The 22,337-nt window shown below is 60.9% G+C and carries 21 protein-coding genes and 1 pseudogene; 11 read left to right on the top strand and 11 right to left on the bottom strand.

Annotation, left to right across the window (positions count from 1 at the left end):
- Positions 1–10: 10 nt before the first annotated feature.
- A complete protein-coding gene (locus ACRWA7_RS10475) occupies positions 11–1,402 on the bottom strand; it encodes a PLP-dependent aminotransferase family protein (RefSeq protein WP_438392582.1) in 1,392 nt (463 codons plus the stop codon).
- Positions 1,403–1,828: 426 nt separating this feature from the next.
- Between ACRWA7_RS10475 and ACRWA7_RS10480 the strand changes: the two genes are divergently transcribed.
- The 8 genes and pseudogenes from ACRWA7_RS10480 to ACRWA7_RS10515 all read left to right on the top strand — a co-directional run bounded on the left by ACRWA7_RS10480 (position 1,829) and on the right by ACRWA7_RS10515 (position 8,698).
- Positions 1,829–2,311, top strand: coding sequence for an MSMEG_0572/Sll0783 family nitrogen starvation response protein (locus ACRWA7_RS10480; protein ID WP_056365868.1), 483 nt, complete (start codon positions 1,829–1,831; stop codon positions 2,309–2,311).
- A 32-nt stretch (positions 2,312–2,343) separates the two neighbouring features.
- Entirely contained in the window at positions 2,344–3,363 is a 1,020-nt protein-coding gene (locus ACRWA7_RS10485; RefSeq protein WP_438392583.1) for a Nit6803 family nitrilase, read from the top strand.
- Positions 3,356–4,432 (top strand): MSMEG_0568 family radical SAM protein, encoded by a 1,077-nt coding sequence (locus ACRWA7_RS10490; RefSeq protein ID WP_438392584.1) that lies wholly within the window; start codon positions 3,356–3,358, stop codon positions 4,430–4,432. Before ACRWA7_RS10485 ends, ACRWA7_RS10490 begins: the two co-directional genes overlap by 8 nt.
- Before the next feature lie 3 nt (positions 4,433–4,435).
- A complete protein-coding gene (locus ACRWA7_RS10495) occupies positions 4,436–4,996 on the top strand; it encodes an MSMEG_0567/Sll0786 family nitrogen starvation N-acetyltransferase (RefSeq protein ID WP_438392585.1) in 561 nt (186 codons plus the stop codon).
- On the top strand, positions 4,993–5,961 hold the full coding sequence (locus ACRWA7_RS10500) for a sll0787 family AIR synthase-like protein (RefSeq protein WP_438392586.1): 969 nt from the start codon (positions 4,993–4,995) through the stop codon (positions 5,959–5,961). Before ACRWA7_RS10495 ends, ACRWA7_RS10500 begins: the two co-directional genes overlap by 4 nt.
- Positions 5,961–7,082: pseudogene (locus ACRWA7_RS10505) on the top strand (MSMEG_0565 family glycosyltransferase); the annotation flags it as partial. The gene ACRWA7_RS10500 and the pseudogene ACRWA7_RS10505, both read left to right, overlap by 1 nt.
- A 27-nt stretch (positions 7,083–7,109) precedes the next feature.
- On the top strand, positions 7,110–7,394 hold the full coding sequence (locus ACRWA7_RS10510) for an MSMEG_0570 family nitrogen starvation response protein (RefSeq protein WP_167353927.1): 285 nt from the start codon (positions 7,110–7,112) through the stop codon (positions 7,392–7,394).
- Between the two features lie 29 nt (positions 7,395–7,423).
- Positions 7,424–8,698 carry an MSMEG_0569 family flavin-dependent oxidoreductase gene (locus tag ACRWA7_RS10515; RefSeq protein ID WP_438392587.1) on the top strand — a complete coding sequence of 425 codons (1,275 nt, stop codon included), beginning with the start codon at positions 7,424–7,426 and terminating at the stop codon, positions 8,696–8,698.
- Positions 8,699–8,745: 47 nt separating this feature from the next.
- On the opposite strand, the gene hydA is transcribed toward ACRWA7_RS10515, so the two are convergent.
- The 5 genes from hydA to ACRWA7_RS10540 form a co-directional block, all read right to left on the bottom strand.
- Positions 8,746–10,224, bottom strand: coding sequence for a dihydropyrimidinase (hydA, locus tag ACRWA7_RS10520; RefSeq protein ID WP_438392588.1), 1,479 nt, complete (start codon positions 10,222–10,224; stop codon positions 8,746–8,748).
- Between the two features lie 43 nt (positions 10,225–10,267).
- Positions 10,268–11,776, bottom strand: a complete 1,509-nt coding sequence (locus ACRWA7_RS10525; protein WP_438392589.1) for an NCS1 family nucleobase:cation symporter-1 — start codon at positions 11,774–11,776, stop codon at positions 10,268–10,270.
- A 119-nt stretch (positions 11,777–11,895) separates the two neighbouring features.
- On the bottom strand, positions 11,896–13,188 hold the full coding sequence (preA, locus tag ACRWA7_RS10530) for an NAD-dependent dihydropyrimidine dehydrogenase subunit PreA (RefSeq protein ID WP_438392590.1): 1,293 nt from the start codon (positions 13,186–13,188) through the stop codon (positions 11,896–11,898).
- Positions 13,189–13,216: 28 nt separating this feature from the next.
- A complete protein-coding gene (locus ACRWA7_RS10535; RefSeq protein ID WP_438392591.1) occupies positions 13,217–14,578 on the bottom strand; it encodes an NAD(P)-dependent oxidoreductase in 1,362 nt (453 codons plus the stop codon).
- A 42-nt stretch (positions 14,579–14,620) separates the two neighbouring features.
- Positions 14,621–15,880: a Zn-dependent hydrolase gene (locus ACRWA7_RS10540; RefSeq protein WP_438392592.1), complete on the bottom strand. Its 1,260-nt coding sequence runs from the start codon at positions 15,878–15,880 to the stop codon at positions 14,621–14,623.
- Positions 15,881–16,221: 341 nt separating this feature from the next.
- Here ACRWA7_RS10540 and ACRWA7_RS10545 point away from each other — a divergent pair, with 341 nt between their 5' ends.
- Positions 16,222–16,905 (top strand): TetR/AcrR family transcriptional regulator, encoded by a 684-nt coding sequence (locus ACRWA7_RS10545; RefSeq protein WP_060856756.1) that lies wholly within the window; start codon positions 16,222–16,224, stop codon positions 16,903–16,905.
- A gap of 127 nt (positions 16,906–17,032) precedes the next feature.
- Here ACRWA7_RS10545 and ACRWA7_RS10550 read toward each other — a convergent pair whose 3' ends face one another.
- The 5 genes from ACRWA7_RS10550 to ACRWA7_RS10570 form a co-directional block, all read right to left on the bottom strand.
- Entirely contained in the window at positions 17,033–17,359 is a 327-nt protein-coding gene (locus ACRWA7_RS10550; RefSeq protein WP_438392593.1) for a DUF4148 domain-containing protein, read from the bottom strand.
- A gap of 321 nt (positions 17,360–17,680) precedes the next feature.
- Entirely contained in the window at positions 17,681–18,376 is a 696-nt protein-coding gene (hutC, locus tag ACRWA7_RS10555; RefSeq protein ID WP_438392594.1) for a histidine utilization repressor, read from the bottom strand.
- Between the two features lie 131 nt (positions 18,377–18,507).
- Positions 18,508–18,978: a GNAT family N-acetyltransferase gene (locus ACRWA7_RS10560; protein ID WP_438392595.1), complete on the bottom strand. Its 471-nt coding sequence runs from the start codon at positions 18,976–18,978 to the stop codon at positions 18,508–18,510.
- Between the two features lie 8 nt (positions 18,979–18,986).
- Complete coding sequence (gene crcB, locus ACRWA7_RS10565; RefSeq protein WP_060856717.1) at positions 18,987–19,364, bottom strand: fluoride efflux transporter CrcB; 378 nt, start codon at positions 19,362–19,364, stop codon at positions 18,987–18,989.
- A gap of 12 nt (positions 19,365–19,376) precedes the next feature.
- Complete coding sequence (locus ACRWA7_RS10570) at positions 19,377–19,679, bottom strand: hypothetical protein (protein ID WP_438392596.1); 303 nt, start codon at positions 19,677–19,679, stop codon at positions 19,377–19,379.
- Positions 19,680–19,764: 85 nt separating this feature from the next.
- Here ACRWA7_RS10570 and ACRWA7_RS10575 point away from each other — a divergent pair, with 85 nt between their 5' ends.
- Both ACRWA7_RS10575 and ACRWA7_RS10580 read left to right on the top strand, forming a co-directional pair.
- Positions 19,765–21,099 carry a mechanosensitive ion channel family protein gene (locus ACRWA7_RS10575; RefSeq protein WP_060856757.1) on the top strand — a complete coding sequence of 445 codons (1,335 nt, stop codon included), beginning with the start codon at positions 19,765–19,767 and terminating at the stop codon, positions 21,097–21,099.
- 167 nt (positions 21,100–21,266) lie between these two features.
- A complete protein-coding gene (locus ACRWA7_RS10580) occupies positions 21,267–22,337 on the top strand; it encodes a LysR family transcriptional regulator (RefSeq protein ID WP_438392597.1) in 1,071 nt (356 codons plus the stop codon).

Consider the following 22,337-nt stretch of genomic DNA (forward strand, 5'->3'; position numbering starts at 1 on the left):
ACTTCCGGCGTCACATGACGGGCAGGTGCAGATGATGCGGATGCTCGACCGTGTCCGCTATCAGCCTTAGCGCGTCTTCGCATTCATCCAGGTTCTTCGGTCCGCCAAGACATACGCGAATAGCTTCGGGCGGATTGCCGTCGGTTGCAAACGCCGTGGCGGACACCGCTCCAATCCCTTGCGAACGCAACTGCAGGGCAAGCTCCGACGCTTGCCATCCGCACGCGGAATCAATCGGCATCCAGAAATGAAAGCCGGCGGGATCAGCGTCGAACTTCCATTTCGACAACACGCGCGATGCGATTTCCTGTCGCGCGGCGGATTCGGCCCGAATGGCGTCGAGCATGAGGTCGGCGGTGCCGTCCCTCACCCATTGCGTGGCAAGCAGCATGGTGAACGGACTCGCCATGACCGTGGTTGCGCGCAATGCGCCGGCAAGATGCTGCGCGCGCCGCGACGATGGCGCGCGGATATAGGCGACCCGAAGCCCCGCGCCAAAGCTCTTCGAGAAACCCGTCACGTAATACGTCAGATCCGGTGCGAACGAGACCATTGCGTCAGGTGCGTTCACGGGCAGCATGCCATATGCATCGTCCTCGATGATCGGCACGCTGTATCTCAGCGCAACGTCGGCCAGCGCCTCGCGTCGTTTCGATGAAAGCGTGACCGTGCTCGGGTTCTGGATGGTCGGATTGCAATAGAACGCGTTTGGTTTGTCGCTTCTGCACAGCGCTTCGAATGCGCGAGCGAGCGGACCGTCGTCGTCGCGCGCGAGCGCCTGCAAACGCACGCCGAGTTGCGCGGCGATTGCCTTGATGCCGGGGTACGCCAGCGTATCCAGACAGATCGTGCCGCCCGGCCGCGCAAGCTGCGAGACAAGCGCCACGAGCGCGCTGTGAATGCCGGGGCAAACGAGCACCTTGTCTTCATCGCAGTCGTCGAAACGCCGCTTAAGCCATTGCGTTGCGGCTGCGCGATCGTCAGGAGTCCCGCCGAAATCCTGATACCGCAGCAGACGATAAGGATCGGTCGCCGCAAAAAGACGCGCCGCCGACTCGCGCAATCGGGCGGCAAGCTCGGCGGGTTCGGGCGGCATGTTCATGGTCATCTCGACACTGCTTCCGCCCGACAACGGCAGCGTCGCCGTCCTGCCGCGAACGAAGGTTCCGCTTCCCGCACGGGAATCGAGCAGACCACGCTTGCGCGCTTCGGCGTAGGCCCGTGCGACCGTCGTGTAGTTGAGTTGCAGTTCGTCGGCGAGATCGCGCAAACCAGGCAGCCGGTCGCGTGGACGCAAGCGCCCGCTGGCCAGATCTTCTTCGATTAATTCCGGAATCAGCAAATAAGCCGGCTTGCGGCTTTCTGTTAATTTTCTGATCCAGTGATGAGTAAGACTGGTCATTAAACGATCCCTGATTTAACGCGGTTGAAAAACGATAGCACGAGGCGCATAGGAAAAAATAAATTGATTGCATTGAATGATCGTATGGCGAATCGTTGGAAGACCCATCAATGCACGGATTGAGCGTTTATTGCACCAACAGGGAGCGGCTGCACCATGAAATTCAGCCCGTATTGGTGCGCCTGGAACGCGCCTCCGGCGCTCGATCCATGCCCTGCAAGGGTTCCAGCGCGCGCTCCGAAAAAATTTGCACCCCGGCCGAGTCCTGATTGTCTGAATGATCGTGTATTGATCGCATTAACACAGCGACTCAATGGCATGCCCGTTGCATTTAGCTTCCTTGCAAGCCGTCTGTCGGGTATCGATTAAAAAACCGGATACCCATGATTATCGATGTATTAAATCGTCTATTTAATGGAGATTAGAATGCCTGCCGTCAATATCCCGATGCACAAGAAAGGCGATTATCTTGTCGACTATGAAGAGAAGGTATTTGAAGACGTAAAGGCCGCTCCAGGCGAAAAGGCGCTGGTGACGTTTCATACCGTCGCTTTCGAAGGTTCCATCGGCTTTGTGAATCTGCTGCAGGCCACCCGACTCTTGCGCAAGGGCTTCGAGACATCGGTGCTGCTCTACGGTCCCGGCGTGACGCTCGGGCTGCAACGCGGCTTTCCCACGCTCGGCGACGAAGCATTCCCCGGCCATCTGAACTTCAACAAGCAGATCCAGAAGTTCATGGAAGAAGGCGGCAAGGTCTACGCATGCCGCTTCGCGTTGCAGGCGCTTTATGGCCAGGGCGAGGCGTCGCTGATCGAAGGCATCAAGCCCATCAGCCCGCTCGACGTGCTCGACATCCAGTTGCTGCATAGAAAAGACGGCGCGTTGATCATCAATACGTGGACCGTCTGACATCGTTTGCAACTCACGACCACGGAATGACCATGCCCGACAAGAGAATCGTCCGTGCCGCTGCGGTCCAGATCGCACCGGATCTGGAGCGGCCCGGCGGCACGCTCGAGAAAGTCCTCGCAACACTGGACGACGCCGCGCGCCAGGGCGTGCAGTTGATTGTCTTCCCCGAGACCTTCTTGCCCTACTACCCGTACTTCTCATTCGTGCGGACGCCGGTTGCGTCGGGAGCCGAGCATATGCGGCTCTACGACGAAGCCGTCACGGTGCCGGGCCCGGTTACGCACGCGGTGTCCGACCGGGCCCGCCGGCACGGCATGGTCGTCGTGCTCGGTGTGAACGAGCGCGATCATGGGAGCCTCTACAACGCGCAACTCATCTTCGACACAACCGGCGAGCTGCTTCTCAAGCGCCGCAAGATCACGCCCACGTTTCACGAGCGAATGATCTGGGGCATGGGCGACGCGGCGGGCCTGAAGGTGGCGCAAACGAGTATCGGGAGAGTGGGCGCGCTCGCGTGCTGGGAGCACTACAACCCGCTCGCGCGCTACGCGCTGATGACGCAGCACGAAGAGATTCATTGCAGCCAGTTTCCCGGCTCGCTCGTCGGTCCCATCTTCGGTGAACAGATCGAGGTGACCATCCGGCACCACGCGCTAGAATCCGGCTGCTTCGTGATCAATTCAACAGGATGGCTAACCGAATCGCAGATCGAGTTCATCACGAGCGAGCCTGGTTTGCAGAAAGCCCTTCGCGGCGGCTGCAACACCGCCATCATCTCGCCGGAAGGCCAGCACCTCGCGCCGCCGTTGCGCGAAGGCGAAGGTCTGGTGATCGCCGACCTGGACATGTCCCTCATCACCAAACGCAAACGCATGATGGATTCGGTCGGCCACTACGCCCGGCCTGAATTACTGAGCCTTGCGATCAACGACCGGCCCGCCGTTACGTCGGCTCCCATGAACAGCTTCTCACCTTCAACCGGGGGATTGCATCTTGAACGCGAACGCGAGCGAGACACTGTCGGCCACGAGCCGGCAATTGATGACTGAACTGCAATCGGCAGGCTTGCGTCTTGCCGATCCTGGCGCGGGCGTCAGCGTGGCGAGCCGGCGCGGCGGCGCGGGGCCGTCGGACCACAAGGCGGTGACCATCGACGGGGTGACGATCATGGTGCCGGTGCATACCAGCACGGCATGGCGTTCGCCGTTCGTCGCGTCCGCGCCGGATGCAAGCGGCAGCAGCGCGTTGCTGCGTGGCGCCATTCCTATCGCGAATATCAGCTTCCCGAAGGCGCCACGTTTCTACGCAATGCAAACCTTCGACGGCGTGCCCTACTCGCACATCGCGACCTTGCACGGGTCCGACGTGCTCGCGACAACGGTCCTGCAGACCTGCATCCGTTACGAGAGCCGAAAGAAGACCTGCAAGTTCTGCGCGATCGGCCAGTCGCTGGCGGCGGGCCGCACGATCGCGCGCAAGACGCCGGAGCAACTGGCGGAAGTCGCGCGTGCCGCAGTCCTGCTCGACGGCGTCAAGCATATGGTCCTCACCACCGGCACGCCATCCACGAAGGATCGCGGCGCACAGATCCTGTGCGAGAGCGCGTTTGCAATCAAGGCGGCGGTCGACTTGCCAATCCAGGCGCAATGCGAACCGCCCGACGACGACAAGTGGTTCGAGCGCATGCGTGCAAGCGGTATCGATACGCTCGGCATGCACCTCGAAGTGGTTACGCCCGCGCTGCGCGAACAGATCATGCCGGGCAAGGCGAGCGTGCCGATCTCGCGCTACATGGAATCGTTCAGGGCGGCTGTCGCCGTGTTCGGTCGCGGCCAGGTGAGCACGTACATCCTTGCGGGGCTGGGAGACACCGCTGAAGCCATTCTGTCGATATCGCGTGAACTCGTTGATATTGGCGTGTACCCGTTCGTGGTGCCGTTCGTGCCGATCAGCGGCACGCCGCTCGAAGATCATCCCGCGCCCTCGCCCGAATTCATGAAGTCCGTGCTGCAGCCGCTCGGCGCAATGGTGTCCGCAGGCGGCATGCGTTCGGGCGATATCAAGGCGGGTTGCGGCAAATGCGGCGCGTGTTCGTCGCTGTCGTCCTATGAGGTCTGAACCATGCTCGCCGATACCGAAGACCTCGCCCGGCTCTACATGCCCGCCAGCTACACGATCAAGTGGATCACGCTGCCGTGGGAGGCGCGTGAGGCGTACAAGCTGCGCCGCGCGGTGTTCTGCGTCGAGCAAGGGATTTTTCCAGGCGATGACCGCGACGAAATAGATGATCGCGCACAACTACTCGTGGCTGTGAGCTGCGTGGGCGGAATGCCGGAACAGGTGGTCGGCACAGTGCGGATCCACGAGGACGAACCGTACGTCTGGACCGGTTCGCGGCTCGCGGTGCACGCGGCGTTCCGGCGCCACGGGAAGATCGGCGCGACATTGATCAGGCTTGCAGTCAGCAGCGCGCATGCGCTGGGATGCAGGACCTTCCTCGCGCACGTGCAGAGCCAGAACGCGCCCTTGTTTCATTCGCTGCACTGGACCACGTTGTCTGAGGAACTCATGCACGGACGGCCGCATCATCTCATGCGCGCAGACCTCGATTTTTACCCGCCGTGCATCACGCCCCAGAGCGGTTTCGTGACACACTATTCGTCCTCGCGGAGCGCCGCATGAACGTGGCCGACCTCGTCGCGGCGCTGAGGGAGACGCGCGGCTTTCGCCACAAGACGGACATAGCCGGCGTGATGTCCTCGCTCGCGCGGCACGGTTCAGGTTTGCCATCGGCCATTGCCAATGGCGACGACTGCGCAGCTATTCCCGACGGCGACGGCTACCTGCTGTTCGCCATCGAAGGCATGGTCAGCGACTTCGTGCGCGACATGCCGTGGTTCGCGGGCTACAGCAGCGTGATGGTCAACGTCAGCGACATCTACGCGATGGGCGGCCACCCCGTTGCCGTAGTCGATGCGCTCTGGAGTGACGGCTTGCAGCGTGCCGAAGATGTGCTTGCCGGCATGGCGGCGGCATCGCTGGCATATGGCGTGCCCATTGTGGGCGGACATAGCAATACGCGCGGCGACCAGGTGCAACTGGCGGTATCGATTATTGGACGCGCCAGGAAATTGCTGTCCAGTTTCAACGCGAGGCCCGGCGATCGTCTGATGATGGCGATCGATCTGCGTGGGCGCTTCGAAGATCCCTATCCATTCTGGAACGCGTCGGTGGGTGCGCCTGCAGAACGCTTGCGTGCGGACCTCGAAATCCTTTCCACACTTGCAGAAAGCGGTCTCTGCGATGCCGCCAAGGACATCAGCATGGCCGGAGCCTTGGGCACGGCGTTGATGCTGCTGGAATGCTCGCGGGTTGGCGCAAGCATTGATCTATCACGCTTGCCTGCGCCCGCTGGGGTCGAGCGCTTGCGATGGCTGACCGCGTTTCCCAGCTTCGGCTTTGTGATGTCCGTGCGTGAAGAAAACGTTACGCGCGTCGAACAGATGTTCAAGGAACGCGAACTGGCCTGCGCGGTAATCGGCACCGTGGACGCGTCGCGCAAGGTCTCGCTTCATGATGGTGACGACACAGCGCAGTTATGGAACTTCGAGGATGAAGCGTTCATAACGTCAGGGGGAACGACGTAATGCGCGTCGCTCTCACCACGCATTCGGTCAATCCGCGCGGCGGCGTGGTGCACGCGCTCGAACTTGCCAGCGCGCTTGTGGAAGCAGGCCACGACGTCACGATCTTCGCGCCTGCAGCGCCGGGAGAATCGCTCTTTCGCGAGCCGCCATGCAGGGTGATTCTCGCCACCATCGAAGGCTCGCAGCAGAACACGGTGGCCATGGTGGATGCGCGGCTGCGCGCCTTGAAGGCCAGCTTGAAAGCTTGCGATCCTGGCAGCTTCGACGTGTTGCACGCACAAGACAGCATCAGCGGGAACGCGCTCGCCGAACTCAGGGAAGAAGGAGCAATAGCGGGTTTTATCCGCACGGTTCACCATCTGGACCACTTCGACAACCCGCGCCTCGCCACGTGGCAAACACGCGCATGGAGAGACGCGGATCGCGTGCTGTGCGTAAGCGAGATGTGGACACGCGTCATGCGAGACACGTACGAAATCGATGCCGTCACGATATCGAATGGTGTCGACCTGTCACGTTACTCCGCCCAGCGCACACATCAGGACGCGGCTTTGGATATCCACGGATCGCCGGTTGTCCTCGCCGTTGGCGGCATTGAAGCCCGCAAGAATACAGCCACGCTGCTCGACGCATTCGCGGAACTCATCCAACGCTTCCCGCAAGCCCGACTTGTAATCGCGGGCGGTGCAAGTCTGCTTGACCACAACGCCTACGCGCTCGCCTTCATGCAACGCGTAGCAGCGCTTGGCCTCGACCATGCGGTGACAGTAACAGGACCACTTGACGACGCGCACATGCCAGCGCTGTTCCGCCGGGCCGATGTCCTCGCGATGGTTTCGCTACGCGAAGGCTTCGGCCTCGTCGTGCTCGAAGCCCTTGCTAGCGGCACGCCGGTGGTGGCGTCCAGCATTGCGCCGTTCACCGAATATCTCGACGACACAACCTGTTGCTGGGCAACGCCCACCGATGCTGCATCGATTGCAGACGCCCTTGAGCGCGTTATCCGTGGCCGTCATCAGACCGATTTCACGCACGCCGTGCCCGCGCTGCTTGCGCGCATGAGCTGGCAAGCGTCGGCGCGAAAGCATCTCGACATCTATGGCAGCTTGCTCGCAAGCCGCACTCTCAACACACTTCAGGAACCCGCCATGCCGGTCATGCACTTTCGAATCCAGTGGCCCGATAACAGCGAAGAGAACTGCTATTCGCCTTCCCAGGTCGTCAGCGATTTCTTCACGCCGGGCCAGGATTATCCCGTCGATGACTTCCTCTTGCGTGCGCGCGAAGCATTGAACATCGCGTCCGAACGCGTGCGTGAGAAGTACGGCTTCGCGTGCTCGGCAGCCATGGACCAGCTCGCGAAAATCGAGGTCGACGCAGAACGTTTCATGGACGAACCCGACGCCCGGGTCAAGGTCATCGCGCTCGTCTGAGCGCCGCCATTTTTTATCGAGGACGCATCATGTCGCACCTATCAGCGAACACGACGCACTACAGCGTGATAGTAGTGGGCGGCGGACAAGCAGGTCTGTCCGCGAGCTACTATCTCAAGCAGGCGGGTATCGATCATCTCGTGCTGGAAAAAAATACCATCACGCACACGTGGCGCTCGCAACGCTGGGATGCGTTCTGCCTTGTCACGCCGAACTGGCAATGCGCATTGCCTGGTTATCCGTACGCTGGCGACGACCCTCATGGTTTCATGAAAAAGGACGAGATCGTTGCGTACCTCGACGGCTTCATCAAGGCCGTCGATGCGCCCGTGATGGAGCATACGGAAGTTCAGCGGGTCGTGAGGAATGACGAAGGCGGCTTCAGCGTGTCGACCAGTCAGGGGCAGTTCACAGCGGACCAGATCGTGATTGCATCGGGCGGATATCACACGCCGATCGTGCCGCGCATGGCCGAGCGGCTGCCGCGTTCGATCATGCAGGTGCAGTCGTCGGAATATCGAAATCCGCAGTCACTGCCTGGCGGCGCCGTGCTTGTTGTCGGCTCGGGCCAGTCGGGCGCGCAAATTGCCGAGGACCTGCATCTCGCGGGAAGAAAGGTGATCCTCGCCGTAGGCGAAGCGCCGCGATGCGCACGCTTCTACAGGGGCCGTGACGTGGTCGACTGGCTTGCAGACATGAAGTACTACGACATGCCCGTGGAGCAGCATCCGTTGCGCGAAGGCGTGCGCGACAACACCAATCACTACGTGACCGGCCGTGATGGCGGACGCGATATCGACCTGCGCAAGTTCGCCGCCGAAGGCATGGAACTGTATGGCCGGTTGCAGGATTTGCGGGACGGCGTGCTGCACTTCGCGCCGAACCTTACCGAGAATCTCGACAGCGCCGACAAGACATTCAATGGCATCAACGCGGGAATCGACTCGTTTATCGAAAAGAACGGTATCGACGCGCCGCCGGGGTGGCGCTACGAACCCATATGGTCGCCTGCTGAAGAACGCACCACGCTGGACCTTCAGGCGAGCGGTATTGGTTCAGTCGTCTGGTGTATCGGCTTTACGCCGGACTTCAGTTGGCTCGACGCGCCCATCTTCAATGGCCGTGGTTACCCCGCCCACACGCGCGGCGTGACACCGGTCGACGGCATCTATTTCGTTGGCTTGCCGTGGTTGCACACATGGGGTTCGGGACGTTTTTCGGGCGTGGCGCGCGACGCCGAGTATGTCGTGAACAAGGTTGCTGCGTATCGGAAGGTCACGGCGCACGATGAAATCACGGCGTGAAAAAGCCGGCGCACAGAGGCGCCGGCTCCCGGAATCCCTCGTGAATCTCAAGCCGCCTTCACGACCTTATCCCCTTCGCGATGAATCGGATGCGGCTCCTTCAAGTGATTGGCGATCCGCGTTGCATCGAAGTAAGCGCCGTTTGGCGGACGCTTCAGGTATTGCCCCGCGCCCTTGACGGCACGCAGGTCGCCATCGGCCCACGCATGCGCGCCACGCGTGAGCGTATGCGTCGCGAGACCCAGCACGGTCAAGCCTTCGAACACGTTGAAGTCCACCTTCTGATGATGCGTCTTTACCGAGATCGTCTTGCTCGCGGCCGGGTCCCAGACAACCAGATCGGCATCGGCGCCCACTTGCACCGCGCCCTTGCGCGGGAACAGATTGAAGATCTGCGCGGCATTGGTTGACGTCACGCGCACAAACTCGTTTGGCGTAAGACGTCCCTGATTCACACCGTAATGCCAGAGAATCGCCATGCGGTCTTCCACGCCGCCGCAACCGTTAGGAATGCGTGTGAAATCCTCACGCCCCATCGCTTTCTGCGAGGCGCAAAACACGCAGTGATCGGTCGCCGTGGTATGCAGTTGCCCGGACTGCAGGCCGCGCCACAATGCCTCGCGATGCTCGCTCGTCCGAAACGGCGGACTCATCACGTGCGCGGCCGCACGGGTCCAGTCGGGATCGCTATACACGGATTCGTCGATGACCAGATGCCCCGGCAGCACTTCCGCGAACACGCGCTGTCCTTCGCTGCGCGCACGCGTGATGACATCGACAGCATCTTTCGACGATACATGCACGATGTAGATGGGCACGCCCAGCACCTGGGCAATCCGTATCGCGCGATTGGCCGCCTCGCCCTCGACTTCGGGCGGCCGCGACAACGGATGCGCTTCCGGTCCCGTGAAGCCTTTCGCAAGCAGCTGCTTCTGAAGCTGAAAGACCAGTTCGCCGTTCTCGGCGTGCACGGTCGGCAATGCGCCCAGTTCCAGCGAGCGGGCGAAGCTGTTCACGAGCACTTCGTCGTCGGCCATGATTGCATTCTTGTAGGCCATGAAATGCTTGAAGCTGGACACGCCATGCTCATGCACGAGCGTGCCCATGTCCCGATGCACCGACTCGTCCCACCACGTCACGGCCACATGAAAGCCATAATCCGCCGATGCCTTTTCCGCCCAGCCGCGCCATTCGCTGAACGCTTCCATGAGCGGCTGCTTCGGACTTGGAATCACGAAGTCGATAATGCTCGTGGTGCCACCCGACAGACCCGCCGCCGTGCCGGTATAAAAGTCGTCGCTGGCCGTCGTTCCCATGAACGGCAGCTCCATGTGGGTATGCGGATCGATCCCGCCGGGCATGACATATTGCCCGGATGCATCGATGGTTTCGGTGCCCGCCGGCGCATCCAGGTCGAGCCCGATCTGCAGGATCGTGCCTCCCTCCCTGGAGTCTGCGCACAGCACGTCTGCACGATACGTGCGCTCGGCGTCTATGATCGTGCCGCCACGAATCAGGATCGTCATCTGCCTGTCTCCTGTGAAGTCCTGTTTTGAATCCCGTTAAATCTCAGGCGCGAACCACTCGCGCCGTCGGGCTCTTGCCCATCTTCATCCATGCGCCATACACAATCGACGCAAGCGCCAGTCCCACGAACCACGCGTAGGTATAGAGCGTGTTGAAAAACGCTGGCACGTTGGGAAACGATGCGGGAAATGCCGTATGCAGGAAGCCCGGCAGGTTCGGCAGGACGCCCACGATCAGCGCGACCACGGCCGCCATGTTCCATCCTCCGGTGTAGCTGTACTCGCCGTTTTCATCGAAGAGTTCGCGCGTGTCAAGCCGCGTTCCGCGGATCAGGAAGTAGTCGACCATCAGAATGCCGGCAACCGGTCCGAGCAACGCGGAATACCCCACGAGCCACGTAAAAATATAGCCCTGCGTGGTCGCGAGAATCTTCCACGGCATCATCACAATCGCGATCAACGCCGTGATCATCCCGCCCACGCGATACGAAATGCGCCTGGGCCACAGGCTCGAAAAGTCATACGCGGGGCCCACGAGATTCGCGGCGAGGTTGCAGCTCATGGTGTCGAGCGTCAGGATGATCAGCGCCACGCCCACGCCTATGCCCGTCATGCGGCTCGTGAGATCTATCGGGTCCCAGATCGCCTTGCCATAGATCACCACCGTCGCCGACGTCACCACGACCGAGATCACGGACAGCAGCGCCATGGGCGCTGGCAAGCCGATCGATTGCCCGATGATCTGGTCTTTTTGCGAGCGCGCGAATCGCGTGAAGTCGGGAATGTTCAGCGCAAGCGTGGCCCAGAAACCGACCATGGCGGTGAGTCCCGGCCAGAATGTGGCCCAGAACAAACCTTCCTTCTTGCCGCCGGCCACGAACTGCGAAGGCTGCGCGAGCATGGCGCCCACACCGCCCGCCTTCGATGTCGCCCACCATACGAGCGCGAGGCACATGACTATCTTGATCGGCGCGGACCAGCTTTCAAGGAAGCGGATGGAGTCCGTACCACGCAAGATAAAGTAAAGCTGGATCAGCCAGAAGAACAGGAAACACGCGAGTTGCCCGAGCGAGATGTCGAGAAAGGGCAATGGCGCGCCGTGCGTCGTGTTACCGGCCAGGATATTGAGCAGGGTATAGATGGCGCTGCCGCCCAGCCACGTCTGAATGCCGTACCAGCCGCACGCAACGATTGCCCGCAGCAAGGCAGGAAGTCGCGCGCCCTTCGTCCCGAAGGACGAGCGCACCAGCACGGCGTACGGAATGCCGTGCTTGGCGCCCGCGTGGCCCACGAGCAGCATGGGAACGAGCACGATCATGTTGCCGAGCAACACGGTTATCACCGCCTGCCACGGCGACATGCCCTCTTCGGTCAGGCCGGCGGCGAGCATGTACGACGCAATGTTCATCACCATGCCAACCCAGAGCGCCGCGAAGTGATACCACTTCCAGGTGCGCTGCGCGGCGCTGGTCGGCGCCAGGTCGTCGTTATATAAACTGCTGCTGGCGCCGGCCGCGAACTGCGGGTCGACGTAATGCGCTGTCTGCTTCATCGGGTTGATCTCCTCAAGATCGTTGCGGTCCGCGCCCGGATCGGTTTGTAACTCATTTCGGGCGTCGGCCGTCTGGGGACGTTTGGTGACAAGCGCTGTTTATCGAAAACTTCTGAACGCTAGGCGGCCTTGACGCTTTCTTCAACGTCGGCGGCCACGCGCGCCGGATTGTTCGGGTGTGTAGTCCAGTTCGCATAGCCGCCCGCGTCCACGCGTTCCATGGTGATGCATTGCTCGACCGGACACACATGCATGCATAAATTGCACCCGACGCATTCGGAATCCATCACCTCGAAATGGCGCTTGCCGTCTTTCTCGCGCATGATCGCCTGATGCGCGGTGTCTTCGCAAGCGATGTGACAAAGACCGCATTGAATGCACTTGTCCTGGTCGATGCGCGCCTTGATGTCGTACTTCAGGTTCAGGTATTTCCAGTCGGTGACATTCTGCACCGCACGTCCACGAATATCGTCGAGCGTGGCGTAGCCTTTTTCATCCATCCAGTTGGACAGGCCATCGGCGAGATCGGCGACGATCCGGAACCCGTAGTGCATCGCGGCCGTGCAGACCTGCACGTTGCCCGCGCCCAGCACCATGAATTCGGCGGCGTCGCGCCACGTCGAAATACCGCCGATTCCCGAGATGGGCAAATCCGGCGTTTCAGGATCACGCGCAATTTCAGCGACCATGTTCAAGGCAATCGGTTTTACAGCCGGGCCGCAGTATCCACCATGTGTGCCCTTGCCGTCGACTGTCGGCATGGGCGCCATGACGTCGAGATCGACGGCGACGATCGAATTGATGGTATTGATGAGCGACACGGCGTCCGCCCCGCCCTTGTACGCGGCCCGCGCGCTCGTGCGGATATCGCTGATATTCGGCGTCAGCTTCACAATGCATGGCAACCGCGTGCCTTCCTTGACCCAGCGCGTGACCATTTCCACGTATTCGGGCACCTGGCCGACCGCCGCGCCCATGCCGCGCTCGCTCATGCCGTGTGGACAGCCGAAATTCAGTTCCACGCCATCGGCGCCCGTGTCTTCCACGAGCGGCAGGATCCATTTCCAGTCGCGCTCGTTGCACGGCACCATCAGGGAGACGATCAGCGCGCGATCCGGCCAGTCGCGTTTGACCTCCCTGATTTCTTTCAGGTTGATATCGAGCGGACGGTCCGTGATCAACTCGATGTTGTTCAACCCCGCGATGCGCTGGCCGTTCCACTGGACCGCGCCATAACGCGAACTCACGTTCACCACGTGCGGATCGAGGCCCAGCGTTTTCCAGACCACGCCGCCCCAGCCCGCCTCGAACGCGCGGTTGACGTTGTAGGCTTTGTCGGTGGGCGGTGCGGATGCGAGCCAGAAAGGATTCGGCGATGTGATGCCAACAAACGTGCTGCGAAGATCGGCCATGGGCTGGCTCCGTTATCGTGGGATATTTTTAGGCAGCCTTGATGGCCGTCGCTGCAAAGGACGCATGGATGGCTTGCGCCGCGAGCTTGCCGTCCTGCACGGCCTGCACCGTCAGATCCATACCGTCATGCGCCGCGCAATCGCCTCCTGCCCAGACGTCCGGAAGCGTTGTGCGGCCGCTGGCGTCCACTGCAATGCGGCTGCCGTCGAGTGTGAGCATGGCGCTTTCCATGGCATCGGAGACGAGGGTTTGCCCGATCGCCTTGAGCACCATGTCGGCCTCGATCACGAACCGGTCGCCGTGCGGGTTTTCGAATTCGACGCCCGTCACCTGATCGCCCGCGTTCAATAAACGCACGGGCTTCGCGTGCGTGATGATCGACACGCCGTTATGCTGTGCGAACTCGCGCTCGGCCCAGGTTGCGCCCATTGTTTCCACGCCGCGCCGGTAGCCCATGGTCACGGTTTGCGCGCCAAGCTTGCGGCTTTGCACAGCGGCGTCAATAGCCGTATTGCCGCCGCCGATCACCACCACGCGACGTCCAACCGGCACGCTCGCGAGGTCATCGGCCTGACGCACCTGTTCGATGAAATCAACCGCGTTGTACACCCCATGCAGCATTTCGCCTTCCACTTCGAGCGCACGCACGCCGGCCAGGCCAATGGCGAGGAATACCGCGTCATGCTGCTTGCGAAGCGTATCCAGCGTGACGTCGCGGCCAAGCATCACGCCGTTTTTCACTTCAATGCCGCCAACCGAATACAGCCATTCGACTTCACGCTGCGCGAAGTCCTCCACGACCTTGTATGCGGCGATTCCATACTCGTTCAAGCCGCCAGGCTTGGGCAATGCATCGAAAATGGTGACACGATGCCCGCCAAGCGCGAGCGTGTGCGCACATGCAAGGCCGGCCGGCCCCGCGCCCACGACAGCCACGTGACGTCCTGTCTCGGCGGCGCGTTTGAAGAGCGGTTCGCCGCGGCTCATCGCCCAATCGGTTGCGTGCCGTTGCAACGCGCCGATCGCAACTGGTTTGTCACCCTGATGATTGCGGACGCACGCACCTTCGCAGAGGATTTCCGTGGGACAAACCCGGGCGCACATGCCACCGAGCGGATTGGCCGACAGAATGTCACGCGCCGCGCCCTTCAGGTTGCCGTTGCCGATCTTGCGGATAAAGCTGGGAATATCGATCTTCGTAGGACACGCATTGATGCAAGGCGCGTCGTAGCAATAGTGGCAACGGCTGGACGCAGCCGCGGCCGCGGTGGCATCCAGCAATGGCGCAACGTCTGAGAACTCACACGCCAGTTGTTCTTGCGACAGCCTGTTCGAGGCTATGTCGCCGAAGGGCTCGCCGAATGGCTCGCCGGAGGGCTTCATGGTCATACGCGTCCTTCCTGAACGTGGGGATATTTATGAGCGCGGTTCTTATTGACCGGCGCGTCCCAGCATGGCGTGAAGCAGCACGTTGGCGCCCGCCTCGATCCATTCCTCCGACGCATCCTCGATCTCGTTGTGACTGATGCCATCGACACACGGCACGAAGACCATGGACGTGGGCGCGACCTTCGACAAATAACATGCATCGTGTCCCGCCCCCGACACCATGTTGCGATGCGCGTAACCAAACCGCTCGGCGGCAGCGCGCACGGACGCCACGCAGGCGGTATCGAACGCGATGGGCGCGTAGTAGAAAATCTGCTCGAGCCCGGTTTCCAGCCCGATGCCGCTTGCGATCTTCTCCACGCCCTCGCGCAACGCGGCGTCCATCTTCGCCAGCACGGCGTCGTCCGGATGACGGAAATCGACGGTGAAAAACACCCGCCCGGGGATCACGTTGCGCGAGTTCGGATGGACCTGCATCATGCCGACTGTCGCGCACGCAAGCGGCGCGTGATCCAGTCCAATGCGGTTCACAAGTTCGACCACCCGCGACGCGCCCAGCAACGCGTCGCGGCGGCGCGGCATGGGCGTGGGACCCGCATGCGCCTCCTGTCCCGTCAGCGTGATCTCGTACCAGCGCTGGCCTTGCGCGTCGGTGACTACGCCAATCGTCATGTTTTCCGCTTCGAGAATTGGCCCCTGTTCAATGTGCAACTCGAACGCCGCGTGAAGCTTACGGCCGCCGCAAGGTTCGCTGCCGGCATAACCAATGCGCTCCAGCTCCTCGCCAATCGTCTTGCCATCCACGTCCTTGCGCGACAAGCCGTAGTCCAGCGTGAATTCGCCCGCGAACACGCCCGAGGCCACCATGGCGGGCGCGAAGCGCGAGCCTTCCTCGTTGGTCCAGATCACGACTTCCACCGGATGCTCGGTCTCGATGCCGCGATCGTTCAGTGTCCTGATGACTTCTATACCGCCAAGAATGCCGTAGATGCCATCGAAGCGGCCGCCCGTTGGCTGCGAGTCCGCATGCGAGCCCGTGACGACCGGCGCGGCTTCCAGATTACGTCCCGCCCGACGCATGAAGACGTTGCCCATCTGGTCGACCGTCACCGTGCAGCCGGCTTCCTTCGCCCAGCTTACGATCAGGTCGCGGCCTTCCTTGTCGAGATCGGTGAGGGCGAGGCGGCACACGCCGCCCTTGGGCGTCGCGCCGATCTTCGCCATCGTCATGAGGCTGTCCCACAGGCGCTTGCCGTTGACCCGGATCGATGTATCCAGCGCTGAATCAGTCACCGCGTTCATGTCGCGTTCTCCTTGGCGTAGTGCTCGAATGTGGGTACGTATTGGTGCATGCGCGTCGGCTTTTGGGGCGCTTGCGCACGTCTGCTGTGCAGCTTGCGCGCGTCTTTAAGCAGCGTCCAATATCCGGTTGTGATCGCTTTGCAAATCCTGTCCAACTGGACAGGTTGTAGCCGATTAATATTTGCAAATCAATGTCTTTCGGGGTTTCCGATAGTTCGAAAGCCAGAGCGAGAAGCGTGCCATTGCGACGCAGCAGAGCGCGCTCGTACTCGCGAATACGCTGTGCAGCGTGGGCGGCAAACCGAATAGAATGAGGCGCGCAGCGCCATCCGAGGATAACGATGAGAGACGACGAAGCGACAGCCGGGGCACCCAAAGACGACGTGGCGCCCGCTCCATTGCGGCGGCGCAAGGCGCACATTCGCGAGACCAATGAAGCGCATCTTCTGGCGTGCGCGGAGGCGGTATTCGCCGAACGCGGACTCGAAGGTGCGAGTACGGCGATGATCGCGGAGCGCGCCGGCTTGCCGAAAGCCAACCTGCATTACTACTTTCCGACCAAGCTTGCGCTGTATCGGCGGGTGCTGGAAGATTTGTTCGATGACTGGCATCGGGCAGCCGATACCTTCGAAACCAGCGATGACCCGGTCGAAGCCATCAGCGGTTATGTCCGCACGAAAATGGAGTTATCGCGCCGCCGGCCGCTCGGCTCGAAAGTATGGGCGAGCGAGATCATTCACGGCGCAGTGCATATGCAGGACATCCTGACCGAACGCGTTAAGCCATGGCTCGACACACGCGTGGTCGTGATAGATCGCTGGGTCGCGCGCGGACTGCTCGCGCCAACGGACGCGCAAACCCTGCTGTTCATGATCTGGGCGACCACCCAGCATTACGCGGATTTCGATGCGCAGATTCGCGCGCTGAAGGGCAAGCGGGCGTTATCGCAGAAAGCCTTCGATACCGCCACCGAAGAAGTCGTCAAGCTCGTGATCCGCGCGTGCGGCGCGAAGTCGCCGGAATAGTAAAAAGAAACAAAAAAAACTCGCCGGCCGCGTTCGTGCGGAGGGCGAGTTTTTTTATGTGGTGCGTCAAGCCGGTGAATGGGCCTCGCGCCGCCTTACTAAATTACCGCTGTTCGATCCAATCGGCTTAGTGACCGAAGAAAACCGAGCCGGGAGCGTTTTGCACCGGAGCAGAACCGCGAACGCCGGCTGCCGATGTGCCGCTCGTCGACGGACCATACGACGTTGCTGCCTGGTTTTGTGCGTCCACACGCGCCTGAGCAGCCTGGATGTTGGCCGGATAGTTGATCTGGTCGCCCGCCGGGTTATAGCCGGCCTTTTCCAGTTGAACCAGTTGCGCCTTCACTTCAGCGCGCGTGACCGAGCCGTTGTTATCGCTGGTTTGAGCGAATGCGAACGTCGGTGCGGCGAGTGCCGACACGATAACAACTGCGGGAATAAGTGACTTGAACATGGTGAAACCTCCAGTATTTTGTTTGTCGTCTCGGAACGGTTTCAGAACTCAATCAGCAATTTCTGAATTCGTTTCGGATGTATGAAGTCTATGCTTCCTGCACTAGAGGGAAAACCCTTATTTACGCGAAACATCATTGTTCGTTTCGCAATAATGATGAAGAAGTTTCGAATGAAATCAGGAAGATCACTTTAATTCGAGTAATTATTGCCGAAAATAACCGATTTTTCGTTGAGGCTCACATGCGTGAGCATCTGAATATGGCAGTAATGTCATATTCAACAAGAATCCCCGCCCTTCTTGGGCAAACCTCGCCAAAAATCAGAAATGCCCGGTGAACTGATAACGGTCGCCCGGATGCCAGAGATTCGCCACCGACGCCACCGCATCCCGCGACCACGTCCGACGATGCAACATCAGGCACGGCGCGCCGATTTTCATCGATAACACCATACCCGTCGCCTCGTCCGGCAGCGCCGCTTCAATCCGGTATTCGACGCGCTGCAATGGCGCGGCGACCATCAGATACTGGTTCGGGGTAATCAGCGTGAAATCCTGGCGCGCATATTCCGGCGCAAGCGCAGGATTGACCCAGCGCTCTTCCAGCTGAATGGGCAGATCGTTTTCGAAATGCAGCACGCGCGAATGAAATACCGGACTGCCTTCGGTGAGATGCATCTCCAGCGCCAGGCGCTCGTCGAGTATTGATGCGCCGAGATGCATGACTTCCGCCCGGTGCGCATGGCCGCGCCCGATGATTTCGTCGGAAATGCTGCGGATTTCGACAAGCGTGGATGCGTATTTAGGTTGCGCGACAAACGTACCCGCGCCCTGCACGCGCGTGAGGATCTGCTCGGCGGTCAGTTCGCGCAATGCCCGATTGACCGTCATCCGCGCCACTTTGAATTCGCGTGCGAGTTCGTTTTCGGACGGCACCTGATCGCCCTCCTTCCATTCGCCCGCATGAATGCGCGTAAGAATGTGATCCTTGATTTCCTGATACGCGGGCGTACTCATGCTGTAGTTGCAGCGTCCATTTAAGCGATCCTGTCTATACAAGTTTCAACTAAGTCTAAACAAACAAAGGCACTGCAACAAGGCGGGAATCACCTTAATCTTTAAATCCGCTTATTCTTTACGGCACTTGTCTATACCGGATTCAGACGCTTTTGCATCCGGAAATTGGTGAAGCGCGCGCCCCGTACTTCCACGACCTGCGTCCTGACGACTTCAAAACCATTCGCTTCGAAGAACGGGCGCGCTGTAGTGCTGGCGTCGGTAGTGACGAAGGCGAGATGACCCGCCCGCGCTTCACGCTCGACCTGATCGAGCAGCGCGCTCGCCACGCCGGTCCGCTGACAGTCCGGATGGACGAACAGCATGTCTAAATGCCCGCTGCCTTCAAGATCGCTGAATCCCGCAATCCGGCCGTTGACGACCGCAACCCATGTCGGCCGATCCAGACGCCGCCGGGACCACACAGTACGGTCGGCCTGCGCCCACGCATCGACCTGGGCCGCATCGTAATCGCGCGACGCAATCTCGCGGATCGCACGCAGAAACACGTCGATCACCGCGTCGAGGTCAGAGGCTTCGTAGCGGCGGATGGCAATGCCCATGGTGAACTTCAGCGCGCGAGAGACACCGTGGCGATGCCCAAAATGGTCATCACGACCGACGCCGTCACGTGTATCGCGATCTCTCCCGCGGCCCAGCCGTAGCGCCCTTGCTGCAAATGCGCGACGACTTCCGCCGAGAACGTGGAGAAAGTGGAAAGGCCGCCCATCAAACCGGTGATGATGAAAAGCCGCCATTCCAGCGATATGTCGGGGAAACGCGCGAACCACGCCACCGCAACGCCAATCACATATCCGGCTATGACATTCGCCGCGAACGTGCCGAGCGGGAGATTGGGATAGACGGCGTTCAGACGCAGGCCAAGGAACCATCGAAACAGGGAACCGAGCGCGCCGCCAATGCCTACAGCCAGAATCGACAGATACATGAAGGAACCGGTTTAAAGAGGAATGAGCGCCAGCCGCTCGATCAACTGCTTACGGCCCGCTTCCACGATGGTCTCACCCGATGCCGATAACCGCGCGCTCCACATGCCGTCGCGGCGTTGCTCCCAGGTGCCGCATTCGTGGCCGTCGAGCAGCAGCGAGCCACGCGCGACCAGTTGGGAATCCGCGGGATCGAGGACGGTGTCGTCGTTGTGTTCTAGCTTGACGGTTCGCATGAGCTGGCGCGCGTGAGGTGGCACAAGGCAGTAATAATAGATGAAGCCGTTGATGACGCGTGCTTTAACCGTTTCGTGCAAGCGCCGCGCCGCCTTTCATGCACAATACGAGGTCGCCGCCCCCACGGCCCGTGTCCGTTCCATCCTTTCGCTTCCTTGTTTGCGCATGACTCTCGACACCATCCTCGACACATTGCAACAGCACTATCCTACGCATCACTGGGCGCAATTCGCGCTCGGCATGCTGTTGCTCGTGCTGGCTGCGCTGTTTGCGCAGTGGGTGGTCGCGCGGATCGTCCTGTACTTCGCGCATCGGCTGCTGGTGCTGACCGAGCACGACGCATGGGACAAAGCGCTCGCCCGGCATCGCGCCTATCACCAGCTTTGGTACGCGGTGCCATTCGCCGTGGTCGCGATCGGCATTGGCGAGGTGCCTTTCATAGGCCACGTTGCCGACCTGATCGAGCGGCTCGCGCACGCGGGCGCGTGGATCTGCGTGTTCTTCGCCATGGGCGGCGCCCTGAGCGCCTGGCAGGACGTGTATGCGGCGAGCACGCAGGCGCAGACGCGTTCCATCAAGGGCTATATACAGATCGGCAAGCTCGCGCTCGCGCTGATCTGCGGCGTGCTGGTGCTCTCGATCGTGATCGACCGGTCGCCCTTGTGGATGCTCTCCGGCCTCGGCGCGCTTTCCGCTGTCCTGCTGCTCGTCTTCAAGGACACGTTGTTGTCGCTGGTAGCGAGCACGCAGCTCACATCGAATGACATGCTGCGCATTGGCGACTGGATCGAGATGCCGCAATCCAACGCCGATGGCTTCGTGAAGGACATCGCGCTGCATACCGTGAAGGTGCAGAACTGGGACAACACGGTGACGACCGTGCCTACGTACAAGCTCTTTTCGGAGAGCTACCGCAACTATCGGCAAATGTTCGAATCGGGCGGACGGCGCATCAAGCGGACGCTGCGCATCGACGCCACGTGCGTGCGTTTTCTCACCGATACCGAGACCGCGCATCTCAAGCAATTTCGCCTGCTGCACGATTATCTGGAAGAAAAGCAGCTCGAGGTCGACCAGGCCAACAAGAACCTGGGCGAACTCGCGAGCGAACCGGCCAACCGGCGGCGGCTGACGAATATCGGCACGTTTCGCGCGTATGGGCTTGCGTATCTGCAGCGGCATCCGGAGATCCGGCAGGACATGTCGATGATGGTTCGCATGATGGAGCCTCAGTCGGAGGGCATTCCCATCGAGGTGTATTGTTTTACGGCGGTCACCGCATGGACACAGTACGAGCGCATCCAGGGCGACGTGTTCGATCACCTGCTGGCCATCCTTCCGGAAATGGGCTTGCGCCTGTATCAGGCACCTTCGGGCGCGGACATGAGCGGGCTGGTGGGCGCGCGCATCGGCGTGCAAACGAGCAATTCGGCTTCCACTCAAAGCTTGATGGGCAATGCGGACAACGGGCGTCTGCGCGGTGAATTGCCCACGGTGTAAATGAAAAGACGGCTGGAGAAGCAGGCAAGAATCCGCGATTTTTATGTATTCACGCGAACCGTCCTGATCCTTAAAGTGTGAACCTTGCCGGTATTCCTTTTTGATGTTCGAAGTATCGAAGGGATCACGACGGTCAACGCATTCATCGCTTCTACAGGAAAACTCCCGTGACCGATCGCGTTCATGCCATGCGTGTTTTCATACGCGTCGTAGATACCAACAGTTTCTCCCGCGCCGCCGAGTCCCTCGGCATGCCGCGCGCAACTGTTTCCACGACCATTCAACAACTCGAGGCGCTGCTCGGCGTGCAATTGCTCGCACGCACGACTCGGCGCCTCAATCTCACGGCCGAAGGCGCCGCGTGCTATGAGCGCTGCGTGCGCATCGTGGCGGATATCGATGACCTGGAATCGGGCTTTCATGGCCGCGAGGAGCGCTTGCGCGGCCGCTTGCGCATCGAGATGCCCGATACCGTCGCGACCTCGCTGGTCGTGCCCGCGCTGCCGGATTTTCATGCGCGCTACCCGCATATAGAGCTATCGATTGGCGTGAGCAACCGCGCCGTCGATCTGGTCGGTGAAGGTGTCGATTGCAGCATTCAGCTTGGCGAACTGCCGGACTCCGGGCTGATCGCGCGGCGGCTCGGCAGCTTCGAGCACGTGACGTGCGCAACGCCCGCTTACCTGGAAGCGCATGGTACGCCGAAGACACTCGATGACCTCGCGCATCATGTGGCGGTGAACTGCGTCTCGGTGCGTACAGGACGCCCGTGCGATTTCGACTTTGAAGTCGACGGCGAAGCTGTGGCCGTGAAAATGGCCGGGTTCGTGCAAGTCACCGACGAGCACGCGTATCTCGCGTGCGGCCTGCAAGGACTCGGGCTGATCCAGCCGCCGCGCATTGCCGCGCTGCCGTACCTGCGTTCGGGCGAATTGCGCGAAGTGCTGCCGCAGTGGAAGTCGATGCCCATGAATGTATCGGTGGCGTTCGTCAAGACCCGGCAAGCGGCGCCGCGGGTGAGCGCGTTCGTGGACTGGCTCGCGGAACTGTTCGAGCGCACGCAGGAAATGGACGATACGCTCACGCGGCTGTTTCGCACGGCGCGGCGTCCGGTGGCGACGTCGCCCAGGCAGGTTCAGCCGGTGCGCGCGACGACCGACTCACTCGATACCCGCGATGCCCACGATACCCGCGACGAAGACACGCACGAGGACGAGGAAACGGCCAGCGAATCTTGA

The organism is Caballeronia sp. DA-9 (assembly GCF_051615025.1).
GTDB lineage: Bacteria > Pseudomonadota > Gammaproteobacteria > Burkholderiales > Burkholderiaceae > Caballeronia > Caballeronia sordidicola.

What these genes read in the sequence shown, in the direction of transcription:
- ACRWA7_RS10475 (WP_438392582.1), bottom strand. Translation starts at nt 1,402, where the DNA reads ATGACCAGTCTTACTCATCACTGGATCAGAAAATTAACAGAAAGCCGC.
- ACRWA7_RS10480 (WP_056365868.1), top strand. Translation starts at nt 1,829, where the DNA reads ATGCCTGCCGTCAATATCCCGATGCACAAGAAAGGCGATTATCTTGTC.
- ACRWA7_RS10485 (WP_438392583.1), top strand. Translation starts at nt 2,344, where the DNA reads ATGCCCGACAAGAGAATCGTCCGTGCCGCTGCGGTCCAGATCGCACCG.
- ACRWA7_RS10490 (WP_438392584.1), top strand. Translation starts at nt 3,356, where the DNA reads ATGACTGAACTGCAATCGGCAGGCTTGCGTCTTGCCGATCCTGGCGCG.
- ACRWA7_RS10495 (WP_438392585.1), top strand. Translation starts at nt 4,436, where the DNA reads ATGCTCGCCGATACCGAAGACCTCGCCCGGCTCTACATGCCCGCCAGC.
- ACRWA7_RS10500 (WP_438392586.1), top strand. Translation starts at nt 4,993, where the DNA reads ATGAACGTGGCCGACCTCGTCGCGGCGCTGAGGGAGACGCGCGGCTTT.
- ACRWA7_RS10510 (WP_167353927.1), top strand. Translation starts at nt 7,110, where the DNA reads ATGCCGGTCATGCACTTTCGAATCCAGTGGCCCGATAACAGCGAAGAG.
- ACRWA7_RS10515 (WP_438392587.1), top strand. Translation starts at nt 7,424, where the DNA reads ATGTCGCACCTATCAGCGAACACGACGCACTACAGCGTGATAGTAGTG.
- hydA (WP_438392588.1), bottom strand. Translation starts at nt 10,224, where the DNA reads ATGACGATCCTGATTCGTGGCGGCACGATCATAGACGCCGAGCGCACG.
- ACRWA7_RS10525 (WP_438392589.1), bottom strand. Translation starts at nt 11,776, where the DNA reads ATGAAGCAGACAGCGCATTACGTCGACCCGCAGTTCGCGGCCGGCGCC.
- preA (WP_438392590.1), bottom strand. Translation starts at nt 13,188, where the DNA reads ATGGCCGATCTTCGCAGCACGTTTGTTGGCATCACATCGCCGAATCCT.
- ACRWA7_RS10535 (WP_438392591.1), bottom strand. Translation starts at nt 14,578, where the DNA reads ATGACCATGAAGCCCTCCGGCGAGCCATTCGGCGAGCCCTTCGGCGAC.
- ACRWA7_RS10540 (WP_438392592.1), bottom strand. Translation starts at nt 15,880, where the DNA reads ATGAACGCGGTGACTGATTCAGCGCTGGATACATCGATCCGGGTCAAC.
- ACRWA7_RS10545 (WP_060856756.1), top strand. Translation starts at nt 16,222, where the DNA reads ATGAGAGACGACGAAGCGACAGCCGGGGCACCCAAAGACGACGTGGCG.
- ACRWA7_RS10550 (WP_438392593.1), bottom strand. Translation starts at nt 17,359, where the DNA reads ATGTTCAAGTCACTTATTCCCGCAGTTGTTATCGTGTCGGCACTCGCC.
- hutC (WP_438392594.1), bottom strand. Translation starts at nt 18,376, where the DNA reads ATGAGTACGCCCGCGTATCAGGAAATCAAGGATCACATTCTTACGCGC.
- ACRWA7_RS10560 (WP_438392595.1), bottom strand. Translation starts at nt 18,978, where the DNA reads ATGGGCATTGCCATCCGCCGCTACGAAGCCTCTGACCTCGACGCGGTG.
- crcB (WP_060856717.1), bottom strand. Translation starts at nt 19,364, where the DNA reads ATGTATCTGTCGATTCTGGCTGTAGGCATTGGCGGCGCGCTCGGTTCC.
- ACRWA7_RS10575 (WP_060856757.1), top strand. Translation starts at nt 19,765, where the DNA reads ATGACTCTCGACACCATCCTCGACACATTGCAACAGCACTATCCTACG.